The sequence below is a fragment of the Marseilla massiliensis genome (assembly GCF_016899955.1).
Classification (GTDB): domain Bacteria; phylum Bacteroidota; class Bacteroidia; order Bacteroidales; family Bacteroidaceae; genus Prevotella; species Prevotella intestinigallinarum.
This window is the reverse complement of the sequence record NZ_JACJJL010000006.1, coordinates 61,102-76,901: the sequence shown is the minus strand read 5'-3', so window position 1 is coordinate 76,901 and position 15,800 is coordinate 61,102. Positions and strand designations below refer to the sequence as shown.

The 15,800-nt window shown below is 60.6% G+C and carries 9 protein-coding genes; 2 read left to right on the top strand and 7 right to left on the bottom strand.

The genetic code is table 11. From position 1 onward, the window contains the following. Positions 1-97: 97 nt before the first annotated feature. Both H6B30_RS04990 and H6B30_RS04985 read right to left on the bottom strand, forming a co-directional pair. The gene (locus H6B30_RS04990; RefSeq protein ID WP_205108527.1) at positions 98-1,072 is read right to left on the bottom strand and encodes a polyprenyl synthetase family protein; all 975 of its coding nucleotides are present in this window, start codon (positions 1,070-1,072) and stop codon (positions 98-100) included. Positions 1,073-1,207: 135 nt separating this feature from the next. Then, positions 1,208-1,942: an energy transducer TonB gene (locus H6B30_RS04985; protein WP_205108525.1), complete on the bottom strand. Its 735-nt coding sequence runs from the start codon at positions 1,940-1,942 to the stop codon at positions 1,208-1,210. Between the two features lie 122 nt (positions 1,943-2,064). On the opposite strand from H6B30_RS04985, the gene porQ reads away from it, so the two are divergent. Together porQ and cmk are read left to right on the top strand one after the other, a co-directional pair. Beyond that, the gene (gene porQ, locus H6B30_RS04980; protein ID WP_205108523.1) at positions 2,065-3,009 is read left to right on the top strand and encodes a type IX secretion system protein PorQ; all 945 of its coding nucleotides are present in this window, start codon (positions 2,065-2,067) and stop codon (positions 3,007-3,009) included. 3 nt (positions 3,010-3,012) lie between these two features. After that, entirely contained in the window at positions 3,013-3,714 is a 702-nt protein-coding gene (cmk, locus tag H6B30_RS04975) for a (d)CMP kinase (protein ID WP_205108521.1), read from the top strand. Positions 3,715-3,878: 164 nt separating this feature from the next. On the opposite strand, the gene bglX is transcribed toward cmk, so the two are convergent. From bglX to H6B30_RS04950, 5 genes are all read right to left on the bottom strand, one after another. Then, positions 3,879-6,140 carry a beta-glucosidase BglX gene (gene bglX, locus H6B30_RS04970; protein ID WP_205108519.1) on the bottom strand — a complete coding sequence of 754 codons (2,262 nt, stop codon included), beginning with the start codon at positions 6,138-6,140 and terminating at the stop codon, positions 3,879-3,881. After that, on the bottom strand, positions 6,137-7,024 hold the full coding sequence (locus H6B30_RS04965) for a 4-hydroxy-3-methylbut-2-enyl diphosphate reductase (RefSeq protein WP_439116958.1): 888 nt from the start codon (positions 7,022-7,024) through the stop codon (positions 6,137-6,139). The genes bglX and H6B30_RS04965 overlap by 4 nt, the downstream gene beginning before the upstream one ends. Positions 7,025-7,359: 335 nt before the next feature. After that, on the bottom strand, positions 7,360-8,460 hold the full coding sequence (meaB, locus tag H6B30_RS04960; protein WP_205108517.1) for a methylmalonyl Co-A mutase-associated GTPase MeaB: 1,101 nt from the start codon (positions 8,458-8,460) through the stop codon (positions 7,360-7,362). A 3-nt stretch (positions 8,461-8,463) separates the two neighbouring features. Further along, the gene (locus H6B30_RS04955) at positions 8,464-9,525 is read right to left on the bottom strand and encodes a DUF1573 domain-containing protein (RefSeq protein ID WP_205108515.1); all 1,062 of its coding nucleotides are present in this window, start codon (positions 9,523-9,525) and stop codon (positions 8,464-8,466) included. A gap of 49 nt (positions 9,526-9,574) precedes the next feature. Further along, complete coding sequence (locus tag H6B30_RS04950) at positions 9,575-15,094, bottom strand: alpha-2-macroglobulin family protein (RefSeq protein ID WP_205108513.1); 5,520 nt, start codon at positions 15,092-15,094, stop codon at positions 9,575-9,577. Positions 15,095-15,800 lie beyond the last annotated feature (706 nt).

Genomic DNA, 15,800 nt, shown 5'->3' with positions numbered 1-15,800 from the left:
CGGAGCCACTTCAGGCAGCGGCCATGGCCACGGCCGGCTTTCGCCTGCCACGGCCATGGCCCCCTAACGGCGCCACGCCTTTGGCAAGGGATTGGGGTCAGACCTCGCGGTGCATCATTTCCTGGGCGAAACGCCGCAGCTGTTCCTTGCGCGCATCGTCCACTCCGACGGCTGCAAGGTATTCACTGGCGCGGTCGAAATACTGGTTTATGCGTGCCTCGCACAGGCCCCTGATGCCCAGTTCGTCGTAAATCCTGGTCACGGCGGCCACCTTTTCGGCCCTGTCAAAATCGACGGCGGTAATCCAGCGCATCAGTTCCGATCGCTGCGACGGCCCGGCCAGTTGGTAGGCATTGATGAGCATGTATGTCTTCTTGTTCGACACAATGTCGCCGCCGATGGCCTTGCCGAACACAGCGGGGTCGCCGTAGACGTCGAGCAGGTCGTCTTGCAGCTGGAAGGCCAGCCCTATCTGCTCGCCAAACTGATAAAGGCGGTCGGCGTCGGCTGCCGGCGCATCGGCAAGTATGGCGCCTGTCTTCATGGCACAGGCCAGCAGCACGCTCGTCTTCAGGCGTATCATCTCTATATACTCGGCCTCGGTCACATCGGTACGCCGCTCGAAGTCCATGTCATACTGCTGCCCCTCGCCTATCTCCAGGGCCGTCTCCGTAAACAGGTCGAGCACGGGCTTCAGCTTCGAGGGGGCGCACTGGGCCATGCGCTGGTATGCCAGCACGAGCATGGAGTCGCCCGAGAGAATGGCCGTGTTGGCATCCCACTTGCGGTGAACGGTGGGCATGCCCCTGCGGACGTCGGCGTTGTCCATCAGGTCATCGTGCAAAAGGGTGTAGTTGTGGTATGTCTCCAACGCACAAGCCTGCATGAGTATGCTCTCCGGATTGTCTTTGTAGAGATTGTACGACAGGAGCATCAGCACCGGGCGGATGCGCTTGCCGCCTATGGAAAGTACATACTTGATAGGAGCGTAGATGCTCTCCGGCTTGCGGTCATAGCTCAGGTTAGCGATGAAGTCGTTAACCTTGCTGAGCAGTTCGTTTGATGTAAACATATCTTTGCATTTTTTTTGATTTCACTAACGATGGCGGCACGATGCCTGCACAATCGGCCAAGGCTGCCGCACGGGCCTCGGCGCGCCACGCCAAGCCTGCACCCGCATGCCGCCGGGCTGCCGGGGCGCGGCCGCCTACAGCTTGAACACTACCGGGATGCACACCATCGTGCGGCAGGGCCTGTCGTTCTGCATGCCGGCAGTCCATTTCGGCATGGTGTTCATCACCCTCATGGCCTCGCGGTCAAGGTATGGATGGGCCGGCTGCACCACCTTGAGACCGGTGATGGAGCCGTCGCGCTCAACCACGAACTGCACTACCACGCGCCCTTCTATCTTCTGCCGCTCGGCAGCAAGGGGGTAACGCAGGTTGCGCGTGAGCCATTTCATAAACTCGACGGCACCGCCCGGAAACTGGGGCAGGCTCTCTACGACGCGGAAGTCGAGCGGCTTGTCGTCCATAAGTTCCGACGGCGGCGACGTGGGGTCGTCTACGCTGGGCTTCGGCTCGTCGCTTATCGGCACCATGGCGTGGTCTGACTGCACAGCCATGTCTATCTCGGCAAGGGTCTCGCTGTCGCGCATGGCCTTGTCGTTGTCCACCAACCGGGTCTTTGTCGGGGCCTCGTGGTGAACCTCTGTGGGCTGCACCACGCGCAGGGTGGTGTGCGGAAGCATCATAGGCACCAACCCGTCGTCTTTCTCGGGCAGGTCGTCGAGCATGTCTTCGTCGGCCTCTTCGGGTGCCGGCCCACTCTCATTATACTCAAAGACAACAAAAAAGACAGCCAAGATAAATATCAGTCCGAGCAGGAACCACGTCATCCTGCCCGACTCTAAATCGGCCGCCTTTGTCTTCTTTATCTCCATCTACAGTATAATATTCGCCGTTGTTTCACGTTATAAAACAGTGGCGCCATCATTTGCAGCTACAAAAATAGCTCAGATATTTGAAAAAAGGCGTAACTTTGCCGACAAAATCGTTTAAAGAAATGAAAAAAGTTGTTTTTGCATTGCTTTGCATTACCATTGCAACAGGAACGCAAGCGCAGGAAAGCCAAACGGATTACAACTTCCTGCGGCTGCCGGTAAGCGCGCACGTGGCTGCCCTCGGTGGCGACAACATAACGATAGTGGAAGACGACCCTACCCTTATTTTCCACAACCCGGCGCTGATTACGGCTGTGACCGACATGTCGATAAACCTCAACTACATGACTTACATGGAGGGAAGCAACACGGCCAGCGCATCGTTTACAAGGGCATGGCGCGAACGAGGCACATGGGCCGTCACCGCACAGTACATGGACTACGGCAAGATGAGGGAGGTGACGGCCGACAACATCGAGACGGGCACATTCTCGGCAAAGGACATCGTGCTGGGCGGAGCGTTCGCCTACATATTCAACGACAGGCTGGCCGGAGGCGTATCGGGCAAGTTCATCACCTCAAGCATCGCCGGATACAACTCGCTCGCCGTGGGAGTGGACCTCGGAATCAATTACTACGACGAGGACAAGGGGCTGTCGCTGTCGGCCGTGGCACGCAACCTCGGCGGGCAGATCAAGGCATACAACGATGACTTCGAGAAGATACCGTTCGACCTGCAGGCCGGCATCAGCAAGCAACTGGGCAAGGCCCCGCTACGGCTTTCGGCCACCATGACAAGGCTGAACGACTGGCACGGCGATTTCGCGAGCCACTTCGTGGTGGGCGTCGACGTGCTCCTTTCGAGCAGCATCTACGTCGCCGGGGGCTACAACTTCCGCAGAGCGGACGAGATGAGCATCGATGACGTGGAGGGAAGCAGCAGCCACGGGGCAGGGTTCTCGTTCGGGGCAGGCCTCCAACTGGAGCGTTTCAAGCTGAATGTGGCCTACGGCAAGTACCACGTCTCAACCGCGTCACTAAACTTCAACGCCACTTATACACTTTAATTTATGAAGAAGATCACGATAGCCATTGACGGATTTTCGTCTTGCGGAAAGAGTACGATGGCCAAAGACTTGGCCCGCGAGGTGGGTTACGTATACGTAGACACCGGCGCAATGTACCGTGCCGTGACGCTGTATGCGCTCGAAAACAACATGTTCTTGCCCGATGGGGGCATCGACGCCGATGCCCTGAGGCGCAAGATGGGCGACATCGGCATCTCATTCAGGCTGAATGAGGCCACGGGGCGGCCCGACACATACCTCAACGGTGAAAGGGTGGAAGACAAAATCCGCTCGATGGAAGTGTCAGACCATGTAAGCCCGGTGGCCGCCCTGCCCTTTGTGCGGTCGGCCATGGTGGCCCTGCAGCAGGCAATGGGCCGCGACAAGGGAGTGGTAATGGACGGGCGCGACATAGGAACAACCGTATTCCCCGACGCAGAGCTGAAGATTTACGTCACCGCCTCGGCCGAAGTGAGGGCCCAAAGGCGCTTCGACGAGCTGAAATCGAAAGGCATGGACGCCGATTTCGACGACATTCTGCGCAACGTAAAGGAGCGCGACTACATCGATTCTCACCGCGATGTGTCGCCATTGCGCAAGGCCGACGACGCCATAGAGCTTGACAACAGCCACATGACGATAGCCGAGCAGAAGCAATGGCTGCTGGAGCGCTTCCACGAGGCGTGCCAGAAGCAGGCCGATTAAGCAAAAAGCGTAACGCCGGGCTACCCTCACGGCCTGCAGGCATGGGGCAATCCGGCATGAAACATACACACAGAAGTGGCGGACGCAATGTCTTTGCGCCCGCCACTATGTTTTTCCTGCCGCAACAGATGCTGCCCCGACAGGCTGCAGGCAATGCCCTCCGGTCAATAGACGGTGAGCTTGCAACCCTTCACCCGGCGGCTGTCGGGCCCGGTCATTACGGTAAACTCGCCCGCGTCGAGGCCATAGTTGAGCTCGCTGTCGTAGTATTTTAGCATGTCGGGCACGATGGTAAACTCAACCGTACGGGTCTCACCGGCCTTGATGTGCACCCGGCTGAACCCCTTGAGTTCCTTCACCGGACGGCTTATCTTTGCCACAAGGTCGCGTATGTACAACTGTACTACCTCGTCGGCATCGCGCTCTCCCGTATTCGTAACGTCGACACTCACCTTCACCGAACCGTCCACGGCCATGCTGTCGGCGCTGAGCCGGGGCTCGGAATACTTAAACGTGGTGTAGCTCAAGCCGTAGCCAAAGGGATAGAGCGGGTCGTTGCGCACATCGAGATAGTTGCTCTGGTACTTGCGGTACGACTTTATGCCCTCGGGAACAGGGCGCCCCGTGCTCATGTGATTGTAGTAGAGAGGTATCTGCCCTACCGCCTGTGGCATGGTCATGGTGAGCTTTCCCGACGGGACACGGTCGCCAAAGAGCACGTCGCAGATGGCGTCGGCAGCCTCAGAGCCTCCGAACCACACGTTCATGATGGCCGGCACACGGGCCTGCTCCCATGTCATCACAGTGGGGCGGCCCGAGAAGTTGAGCAGCACCACGGGCTTGCCGAGCTTCAGCAGCTCTGCCAACAGCTCGCGCTGCACGTCGGGCAGCTCGAGGTCTACGCGGCTGGAGCTCTCTCCCGTCATGTCGGAGCACTCGCCCATGGCGCACACTATCACGTCGGCCCCGGCCGCCACACGCAGTGCCTCGGCCTTCATGGCCTCGTCGTCGCCACGAGGTATCGTCCTGCCAAACTCGGCAGCTTTCTGCAATGCGGCATCGCGCGTAAGGTTGCACCCCTGCGCATACAGCACCGTAGCCTTGCCGCCGACAGCCCGCTCGAGCCCTTGGCGCAGCGTGGAGTAGCGCTCCGGGGTGTAGGCCACGCACCACGTACCGCACAGGTTGGCGGCGTTGTCGGCCAGCGGGCCTATCAGCGCTATCTTTCCCTGCTTCTTCAGTGGCAGCAGGCCGCCCTCGTTCTTAAGCAGAACAAACGTCTTGGCAGCCAGTTCGCGTGCCTCGGCGCGGTTCTCGGCCGTATACACATCGGTGGCATGGCGGCTTTCGTCGCAATACTTGTACGGGTCGGCAAAAAGGCCCAGCTTATACTTGGCCTCAAGCACGCGCCGGCAGGCCCGGTCGATGTCGTCGGTGGAAACGCGCCCATCCTTCAACGACTGCCCCAACGTCTTGTAAAAGCCCTCCGAACACATCTCCATGTCGGTGCCGGCCTTCAGCGCCTGCACCGAGACCGAGGCGAGGTCGCCCACCCCATGGCGCGTCATCTCCATCAGAGACTCATAGTCGGTGACCACAAAACCGTCGAATCCCCACTGCTTCCGCAACACATCGGTGAGCAGCCAGCGGTTGCCCGTGGCCGGAATGCCGTCGACAAGGTTGAACGAAGTCATGAAGCTGCCAGCCCCGGCGTCAACAGCCGCGCGGTAGGGAGGGAAATAACGGTTGTACATTCGCATGCGGCTCATGTCCACGGTGTTGTAGTCCTTGCCCGCCTCGACGGCCCCGTAGAGCGCGAAATGCTTGACGCAAGCCATTATGTCGGCCTTGCCCGAATAGTCGCCCTGATAGCCCCTCACCATGGCCCGGGCTATGCACGAGCCGAGATACGGGTCTTCGCCGCTGCCTTCGGCCACGCGCCCCCAGCGCGCATCCATGCTGATGTCTACCATCGGGCTGTAAGTCCAGTTGATGCCGTCGGCACTTGCCTCCTTGGCGGCTATGCGCGCAGAGCGCTCTATGGCCAGGGTGTCCCAACTGCACGACATCGCCAGCGGTATGGGGAAGATGGTCTCGTAGCCATGCACCACGTCCATGCCCACGAGCAAAGGTATGCCCAGTCGCGTCTGCTTGACGGCAATGTCCTGCAACTGGCGTATCTTGCCCGCCCCTTTCACATTGAACACACCTCCCATCCGGCCCGCGGCAATGCGTTCCGTGACGGGCGACGACTGCACAGAGCCGGTGGTTATGTCGCCGGCCACCTGCAAAGTGAGCTGCCCAATCTTTTCTTCAATGGTCATTTTCTGCATGAGCGAGCTCACAAACTCGTCCATCTTGCTGTCCTGCGCGGCGCCGGCGAGGGCTGCCGCCGCCATGACGGCTGTCAGTAAAGTCTTCTTCATTGGTCGTTTATATTAGTAATGGTTTTCATGTCACAGCCTTTGACCAACGCGTCGCGGCACTGCTCCATCAGCCACTTGGGCGTGCTCGTGGCCCCGCAGATGCCCACCGTGTCCACGCCCTGCAGCCATCGCGGGTCGATTTCGCCCGGCCCTTCCACGAGATGGCTGTTGGGGTTGACCCTCAGGCACTCGTTGAAGAGCACCTTGCCGTTGCTGCTCTTATGCCCGCAGACAAACAGTATGAGGTCATGCCGGGCGGCAAATGCGCTCACGTTGGGCATTCGGTTGGCCACCTGCCGGCATATCGTGTCAAAGCTGCGAAACGTTGCCGATGGCGATATGTGCCCCTGGATGTAGTCTATGATGCGATGGAACTCGTCGAGCGACTTTGTTGTCTGCGAATAAAGGTATATGTCGCGGTTGAAGTCGAGCTTCACCACATCGTCGAAAGCCTCTATCACTATGGCCTTGCTCTCTGTCTGCCCCACCAGCCCCAGCACCTCGGCGTGGCCGTTCTTGCCGAATATCACAATCTGCGCGTCGGGGTTGGCGTCAAACTGCCGCTTTATCCTGCGCTGCAACTGCAGCACCACAGGGCATGTGGCGTCTATTATCTCGATATTGTTGCGCCGCGCCAGCTCGTAGGTCTCGGGCGGTTCGCCGTGGGCGCGCAGCAATACCTTGGCGTTGTGCAGCCTGCGCAGGTCGTCGTGGTTTATGGTCACGAGGCCCATCCGGCGCAACCGCTCGCACTCCATGCCGTTGTGTACTATGTCGCCGAGGCAATAGAGCGTCTTGCCACCGGCCAGCTCTTCCTCGGCTTTCTTTATGGCAGTGGTCACGCCGAAGCAAAATCCGCTGCCATTGTCTATTTCTATCTGCACTTGTCTTATGTTGTTTTGGTTGTAAAACAATGTGTGCCGCACAGGCAAAGCCATGCCCGTGACTCGGCACATGTGTAAAGTTTGCTTACCGTCGTGGGCAAGGCGCGCAACCGCCTCAGTGCCAACGCTTTGCGATACGGCACATTTTGCGTTGCAAAACGGGCCGTCCGGCACCGCCAAACACGCCGTCCGGCAGGGCAGAACGGGCCGTTTCGGCCGTCAGCATGGCCCTTGTGGGCGCACGTGAATGGCATGGTAAAGTTTTTTCGCCGCCCGGGGCACAATGCTACATTCCCCTGCCGCCATGCCTCAACGGCAGGAGACAGGGTGATGTGTCATTTCTTCATCTCGGCAAAATAGGCATCGAGAAGCTCGCCTGCGGCCGCGAAGCTGGTCTTGCCTCCGGCCAGCACCATCCTCTCGGCGTCGGCCAGCCGCTGCTGTATGAGCCTGCTGTTGTAGAAACTGCTGCGCAGGTGCTCGTTGATAGTCTCGTACATCCAGTACTTGCTCTGCTCGTTGCGGCGGTGGTCGAAGTATCCATTGGCCTTGACAAAGTCGACATAGCGGTACACCATGTCCCATATCTCCTTTATGCCCGTGCCATAGAAGCCGCTGTAACACATCACCTGCGGCGTCCATCCGCTCTCGGGCTTGGGGAAGAAATGCAGCGCGTTGCGGAAGTTACGGGCGGCGAGGTGGCACTTGTCCACGTTTTCGCCATCGCATTTGTTGATGACTATGCCGTCGCTTATCTCCATTATGCCGCGCTTTATGCCCTGAAGCTCATCGCCGGTGCCGGCAAGCTGTATGAGCAGGAAGAAGTCGACCATCGAGTGGCAGGCCGTTTCGCTCTGCCCCACTCCCACCGTCTCGACAAAGATCTTGTCGAATCCGGCCGCCTCGCACAGTATGATGGTCTCCCGAGTCTTGCGGGCCACCCCGCCGAGCGAGCCTGCCGTGGGGCTGGGGCGTATGAACGAGTCGGGGTGCTGGGCCAGTTTTTCCATGCGGGTCTTGTCGCCGAGTATGCTGCCCTTCGACCGTTCGGAACTCGGGTCGATGGCCAACACGGCCAGCTTGCCGCCATGTTCGCCAAGCACATGGACGCCAAACTGGTCTATCGACGTAGACTTGCCTGCTCCGGGCACTCCGCTTATGCCCACCCTCACAGACCTGCCGCTGTATGGCAGGCACTTGTCTATCACCTCCTGGGCCTTGCCCACGTGGTCGGGGTTGACGCTCTCGACGAGCGTCACCGCCTGGCTCAGCACGGTGACATCGCCTTTCAGTATGCCTTCAACCATCTCGCCCACCGACAGTTCGCGGTGCCTGCGGCGGAAGCGCTTGAGGTATGGGTTCACTATAGAAGGCTGCTCTACACCGCTGTTGACGGTCAGCCCCTTGTATTCTGCGTTGTTTTCGGGGTGTTGCATAGCTCACTTGGTTTTAATTTTCACTACTACCTTCGGCCTGTCTGGGTCGTTGGTTATCATCAGTATGCGCGGCCGCGAATGCACTTTCGACAGTTCATCGCGGTAGGCCGTCACCTTCAGTTCTGTCGACTCGCCCGCGTCGAGCTCCCGCTTGCCCAACGTGACGCGCAGGCCTGCGGTGAACATCTGCAGCGAACCTATCTTCAGCGTCGAGCGGCCGGCGTTGGTTATCTTTATCTCGCCCTTCTTCCGGCTCTTGCCTTCGAAGTCGAACACTATCGAGTCGGCCGACATTTCCATCTTGGGCGCAAACTTCTTCACCTCGGCGGTCATGCCGTCGAAGCCCGGCAGCAACACCGACGACACGGTGATTTCCTTTTCCTGGCTCACTTCCTCGCCGGGCATGTTGGCCAGGTAGACCGATGTCTGCGTAAGGCCGTAGTCGCGCAGCTTCTCCGAATTGAGCGACACGCTGATGCGGCCGGCGTGGCCGGGGCGCAACTTCTCGGGTGTTACGGCGGCCGAGAGGTAAGACGGCAGGTGCATTATGTTTGGCTGGAGCGTCTTCGTCCCCGTGTTGCGTATGTAAATCTCAAGCTCCGGCGTGTCGCCCTTGTTCACGTCGTCAAACTCCAACACGTTTTTGTCGGCCCTGAGGTCGCCGAACTCATAGGGGTAGCTGCCCGTGTAATCTTCTACCTCGGCAAGCACCACTCCCCTCATCGTGAGGTATACGGGTTTCTTTGAGCCGTTGCTGTAGATGGCGGCCGTCTTTTCAAAGTGGCCAAGCTGGCGGGCGTCGTATGTAAGGCGAACCTTGAAGCGGTCGCCTCCGCCCACCTCGCCCTTGGGATAGTCTACGCCTATGCATCCACAACTCACCCTTACGTCGTTTATCTTCAACTTGCGTGCGCCCTTGTTGCGCAGCTCGAACACTGCGGTAACGGGAGCGTCGTAAGCCACGCTGCCGCAGTCGACAGTCTCTTTCTCTACGGTCAGGCGCTGGGCTCCGGCCTGCAATGAGGCCATGGCCACCAGCGCTACCAGCAATATTCTCTTGTCCATATTTTATTTTGAAGCATCTACCGCCCTGGTCACGGCAGAATCGTAATGTTCATTCTTTCACTTCTATTGCCACCGACGGCGCCGTGGCGCGGTACTCGGGGGCATAGGCACAGCCGGCGGTGCACGTTCCGGTCTCGTAACGGCCCGCGCGGTCAATGTAATACTCGGTCTCCACCACGTGCGTGCCCTTGCTCATGCGGTCAAAGTAATAGTTGGTAGCATTGTCCTTCGGCGAGCAGTATGCGCCGTTGCGGTAGCCGCTGAGCTGTCCCACGGGCTCCATGCAGGCTGCGCGGCGGTCGGCCACCTGCACAAAGTCGAGGTCGCGGTCGGCCCTGATGGTTATGCGCACCCTGACGCGGCTTCCCACATGCAGCCCGGCAGAGTCGGCCACAATCTCGCGCTTCACGCTTATGCCCGAGGCAGACGGCGCCACCTGTGAAGCGTCTTGCATGAACTGGGCGTAGACTGCGCCCCACGACGTGCCGCCAGACGTCTTTGTTGCGGTAAACGTCGTGCCCTTGGGGTCGTGCAAGGCCGTCTTCACATAGCCCAGGCCGGCCGTGGCCTGAGGCGCGTCGATGGCCTTGCCGTCGATGGCGAGGGCCGTGCGCCCGCCCGATTCGAGCAGCTCAGTGCCCCCGGCGAGGAACGCGTAGATGGCGTTGACGCTGTTGATGGGCGTATCCCAAGCCTGTGTGCGCTTCTGGCCCAGCAGCCAGCGGCGCATCTGGTCGAGCGTTGCGCTGTCTTGCGGGGTTATGGCGGCTATGGCTTCCATGGCCGCCACCTGTGTCGGTATGCGGTAGTCGCGCCACGAATAGGCCGCGCGCGGTGTGTCGTAATAGCGTCCGGCCTCTTCGGTAAACACGGTGTATTCCTTCAGGCTCTGCACATATTCACGGCCGAGGCGGCTGTCGCCCCGCTTGGCAAGCACGATGGCGGTGAGAGCTTTGTCGTATATCGACTGCCCCTTTGCCTCTTTCCGGAGCAGAGCCACGAGGTAATCGGCGGCGGCCGAGGCCGAAGCGGAGTGCTTGCGGCCGTCGACGGCGCAGAGATATAGGTAGCGCAGGGCCTCGCCACCGGGGAAAGCCTGTGGCCGTCCAGCGCGTTCGGCGCGCTTCATGTCGGCCACCTGCTCAACAAAACGCTTGTCCATGTAGCCGAAAGCCTTGTTGAGCATCGCGGCAGACAGCTCCTGCCGGCCTGCCATATTGTCGAGGCGGACGAGCATCTCGGCCACCTCGACGGTCATGCTCAGGCTGCCGGGCATGTCGGGCCACCAGCTCCACGACCCGTCGGGGTTCTGCAGGGCACGCAACTTGCCCGCCGCGGCATCCATGCGGCTCTGCATTAGCGACTCGTCGAAGAAGTCGGCGAGGCGTTGTTTCTGCTCCGTCTCGCGGTCGGCATCGGCCACCCACGGTGTCTCGCTCATCACAATGTCCTTCAGTTCGGCGTTTTTCGCAAGGCTGCTTGTCAGCGACTGCGCCCCCGCGGGCTCCATTCGCCAGCTGTCGAAGACGGTCTTGACGCGCGGCGAGCGCAGTGCCATGCTGCGGCCGAGGGCGTTGGCGTAGAAGGCGACGGCCTGGTCGACGGCGTTGTCGTCGCTCGGCGTGCCCACATACGGCAATGCCTGCACCATCAGCCATGCCGGATTGTTGGTATACTCTATTGTCAGCTTGCGGTCGGAGACGCCTTTCTTGAACATGGTATCAATGCGCACGGCCATGGTGCCGGTCCCGTGCTGGGTGAACGGCACCGTGACGGTGACGCGCTCGCGGTCGGGCAACACCGGCAGATAGTGCTGCTCGCCATCGCTGAAGCCATTGCCGGATGCCGTTATGCGGCATACGAGCAGCGGCTGCGCGCCGTCGGGGCTGCAGTCGAAGGCCACAGCTGCCGTCGCCCCGGCCTCAACGGCAAAGCTCTGCGTGCGGCTCAGCACCACGGCCTCGGTCTCGGGGTCTATCAGTTCCATGCGCGCCGTTCCGCCAACGCCCTTTTCCGACGTGTTGATAACGCGCGCGGTGATGCGTGCCTTGTCGCCCACGCGGACAAAGCGCGGCACGTTGGGCTGCACCATCACGTCTTTCCGGGCCACGGCCTCGCCACCGATGGTGCCCGTGAGCATGTCTTTTGTGTGGGCCACACCGATGAAACGCCATGTTGTGAGGCTCTCGGGCAGCGTGAACTTCAGTGTCACCCCGCCCTCGGCGTCGGTCTCGAGGGCCGGATAGAAGAACGCGGTCTCGTTGAGATTCTCGCGCACCTGTACCCCGACCGCTCTCCCGCCGCCACCGGCCGGGGCGCCTGAGGCCGCCTCCGGGGCCGGAACGGCACCTGTCAGGGCCACGCTCTGCTCGGCTTCGACAGTCATGTCGGCCGCCGCCTCGGCAGAGTTGAGCGCGGCCTTGGCCATGGCCATCGGGGCGCGCTTTACCGAACGGGTGCCCCTGACCATTATGTTTGAATAACAGTAAAGCATGGGAACAGAAACGGGGAACACCGAACTGTCGAATGAGCTCACCGCGAGTTCGCGGAAAGCAAACGGTTTCCACGACTGCTCGGCACTCTGATAAATGCCAATACTCGGCCTGGACAACCATGCGGCATAGGGCAGCGACAGCCACTCACTGACGTCGAGCGACCACGAATGGGGCACCACCTGGTCGAGCGACATGTCGTAGAGCGTGGCCATGAGCTGAGCCTTGGCCGGCGTTCCGTCGGGATTGGTTATGCTGAGCCGCCACTCTTCCTTCTGGCCGGGGGTCAGGCGGTCGCGGAACGTTGTCCATGCCATGCGGAGCCTGCGGTCGGGCACCGGCCTGGCGATGGTGGCACTGTATTTGTGGCACTGCCCGTTTTTCACCCAGGCGTATGTCAGCAGCAGGCCGTCGCCATACTCTTCCTTATACACAAACTTGCGGTTTACCAGCCTGTTGGTCACGTCTGCCGCCCCGCTCTCGATGATGCGGTCGCCCGACGCCAGGCAGTAGACTATATGCACGGTGCTGTCTGACGAGCCCACCTGCACCGTCACAGGCCGCCCGTCGGCCGGGAACTCAGTGGCGGATGCATAAAACCAGCTGCGGCTGTTGATGCACGGCACCGTGTCGTTGAGCGAGAAGGCCACAAACTCGGTATCGATGGTGTCGGTCTCGCACACTGCAAAGAGCCTGTGGCGCCCCGAAGCAAGCCGCCGCCCCACTGGCAAGGGGGCCGAGGTCTTGCCCGACAGCCACTCGCCCGAGCCGTCGATGCGGAAGCGCACGTCGGCGCTGATGGGCTCGCCGGCGGCATTGCGCAGCGTGAACACCACGGTCTTGAAACTGTCGGCCACCACCTTTTCGGGCAGGTCGCAGCTGAAGGCAGTCGGCTTGGTGCCTATTGGCACGCTCACTTCGCCCGTACGGGTCTCGCCGCCCACGTCGGTCACGTCGGCCGTTGCCACGATGTTGTAGAACATGCTTATGCCCTTGGGCATATCGGGCAGCACCATCGGCATGGTCACGGCAAACGAACCGTCGGCACCGGTTACAGCATTGCCGCTCCACAGCTCTGTGTCGTCCATGCCGGGCAGAGCCTTCGACGATGCCGAAAAGCCCGGCGCGGGCCGCCACCAGAGCGACCGGCGGCGCCTAACGGTATATTTCACCTGTGCGCCCTGCACCGGAACGCCGGCAAAGCTCAGGGCCTTGGCCCTCACCACGAGCGTGTCGCCCGCGGCATACTTCTCGTTTATCTTCGGGAACTCAACCTTGAAGGTGGGTCGTTTATACTCTTCAACACGTATGCGCGCCGACGAGTTGTTCACGAAAACGGTAAAACTGCCGTTGAGAGTGCCCACGGGCAGCACGAAGTCGGCGGCGCAAGTGCCATAGCCATCGGTCACAATCTCTTTCTCAGACACCACCTTGAAGTTGGCGTCGCGCAGCAAAGCCTTCACCCGCCGGCCTGCCTTGGCCTTGGCGTCGGTGCCGCCTGCCGACTCATACACCACAGCCGAGGCGTGCACCGTCTGCCCCGGGCGATAGACGCTGCGGTCGGTGAACACGCGCGTTTGCTCAGACTGGCCGTCGCGTGAGCTGTAAGAGAACACGTTGTAAGCCCACGCATTGGGGCTGTACCTGTCGGTGTCGGTAAACGCACGGGCCCTGGCGGGCTGTCTCTTTCCGTATGCATATACTGTCTCGCCGTCGGCGTTGCATGTCAGCGTGGCTGCCACGGGCTTGCCGCCATAGCGGCACTCGGTCTCCAGCCTCACGCGTGCCCCGGGCAACGGCTGCCCCGTGGTGGCGCTCACGGCCACATAGCGCGTGCGGTTGCCGGGCAGGCCGTGGCTCAGCAAGTATACGTCGGTGACGTAATACAGCCATCTCACGGTCTCGGTTGCGGGCGATGTGCGCACCTCAATCATGTAGACACCGGCCGGCAGGCCCGGCACCACCATCGAGTCTTCAAAGAACTGATAGTCGGGATGGCTTATGTATCGGTGCTCTTGCGCCTTGTCCTTGAGCTCTTGCAGCCCGGCGCGCATTTTCCTGTAGTCGTCTTCGTTGGCGGGATTCAGGTCGGTGTCGCCCTGCAGTGCCGTGCGGTAGACGGCCATCTGCACCGAACCGACGTTGCGCAGGCCGCTCAGCGTCATGGTCTGCGCCTTGCCCGGCTCAACCACCGAGCTCGCCATCTGCACAGTGAAGCACGGCGCGGTGAGCTCGCGCTCGGCGTTGCGCAACTGGCCGGCGTTCTGCCAGCCGCCCCATTTGTCGAGAGCGTAGTGTATGTAGCTTATCTTCTGCTCTGCCGTCACGCCCGGGCAGTCCTCCATGTAGCGGTATCTCTCGATGGCGGCCTCGCAGGCCACGTCGAGGTCGGAGTAGACATGGGTGAGCGAGTCGAGCCAGTTGATGTATTCAGACTTGTTGACGCACACCTCTGCCTGCCCCTTGTGCTGCCTTATCATGCCCAGCGCGGCGAGGCATGCGGCCTGCCTGTTGCCGGCGGCATTGTAGTGGTTGTAGAGCGCGCCGAAGTCGCCCACCTCGTATCCTACCACGCTCAGCATGTCGTCGCCGAATATCTTGCCGTTATATCCCTCTGTCACCATAGGGCTGAAAGCGTCGGCCTTGGTGCGCGCCAGGGCGCCCACGTCGGCCATGGCCATGGCCTTGTACCTGCCGGCCAGCACGGAGGCAGAGTCGTCGACATCCGGGTTGGCGGTGTATATGCGGTACAGCACGGCGGCGCAAACGGCCTTCAGCACCGGGTCGTCGGCCCCGTGGCATTGGGCCGCCAGCCTGTCGACGGCCGGGCGCAGCGAGTCGGGGGCCACCTCGGCCGCAACCCGGGCCTTCAGCAGCCCGGCCTTGAGCAACTGGCCGTATGCCTTTTCGGCGCGGGCCTTGGCCTCTATCTTCTCCAAAATGCCTATTCTTGTCTTTGGCAAATCCTTGTCGGCTGCCTCGTCGGCCTGCTTCCACAGCGCCGAATAGCTCTGCCCGAACATCGACACGGGCAGCAATGCCAATGCAACGACTATGCTTAATGCTAACTTCTTCATGACCAGTTGTTTTGAGTGGCCCATGTTGCGCCTCGTGGCTGGGTGTCCCCCTGTTCGGGGCCGGTTTACTTGGCGCGGTGCCTGTATTGTTTTAAAATGACAATAAGTGCGGGAGTGCAAGTGCCTGCGGCCTCCCGGATGGTGTTTATCTTGTTTTCCAGACTCTGCAAGCGAGCGGAATGCAAGCTTGCTTGCACATTTCCGAGCGCAGATTATCTTATGCAAAGATATCGCAAGCGAGCGGAATGCAAGCTTGCTTGCACATTCCCGAGCGCAGATTATCTTATGCAAAGATACTGAAATAAACCATACGAACCTAATAAATCATGCGTTTTTTGTTGCCGGGGCCGCACGCCGGCTCGCGCCGACAGCTGCCCCTGGCCGCCCACCCTGACGGGCCGGGAGGTAAAAAGTATTGAAAAAAGGTTTTGACGAAACAGGAATTGCAATACGCACGGATGCCTCGTGACGGGCCGAACGGTGGCCGGAAATCTGCGATATGTGCCGTACGGCATTGTAAAACGGCCCGTTTCGCCAGACGGGAAAGGCCGTTTTGGCGCGCAACGGCGGCCGCCCGGCAATCCATTTTACCACCAAACATCACCGAAAAGCCCCACTGGCAGGCCACCACACAGCCCACGATGCCGCGGCAGGCGCGCCACGGCGCACGTAAACGCCTGGCATAGTGGCGATTAGCCAACCCTAT

Bases quoted from the DNA above. Each gene is read 5' to 3' on its own strand.
- H6B30_RS04990 (WP_205108527.1), bottom strand. From the start codon at position 1,072: ATGTTTACATCAAACGAACTGCTCAGCAAGGTTAACGACTTCATCGCT.
- H6B30_RS04985 (WP_205108525.1), bottom strand. From the start codon at position 1,942: ATGGAGATAAAGAAGACAAAGGCGGCCGATTTAGAGTCGGGCAGGATG.
- porQ (WP_205108523.1), top strand. From the start codon at position 2,065: ATGAAAAAAGTTGTTTTTGCATTGCTTTGCATTACCATTGCAACAGGA.
- cmk (WP_205108521.1), top strand. From the start codon at position 3,013: ATGAAGAAGATCACGATAGCCATTGACGGATTTTCGTCTTGCGGAAAG.
- bglX (WP_205108519.1), bottom strand. From the start codon at position 6,140: ATGAAGAAGACTTTACTGACAGCCGTCATGGCGGCGGCAGCCCTCGCC.
- meaB (WP_205108517.1), bottom strand. From the start codon at position 8,460: ATGCAACACCCCGAAAACAACGCAGAATACAAGGGGCTGACCGTCAAC.
- H6B30_RS04955 (WP_205108515.1), bottom strand. From the start codon at position 9,525: ATGGACAAGAGAATATTGCTGGTAGCGCTGGTGGCCATGGCCTCATTG.
- H6B30_RS04950 (WP_205108513.1), bottom strand. From the start codon at position 15,094: ATGAAGAAGTTAGCATTAAGCATAGTCGTTGCATTGGCATTGCTGCCC.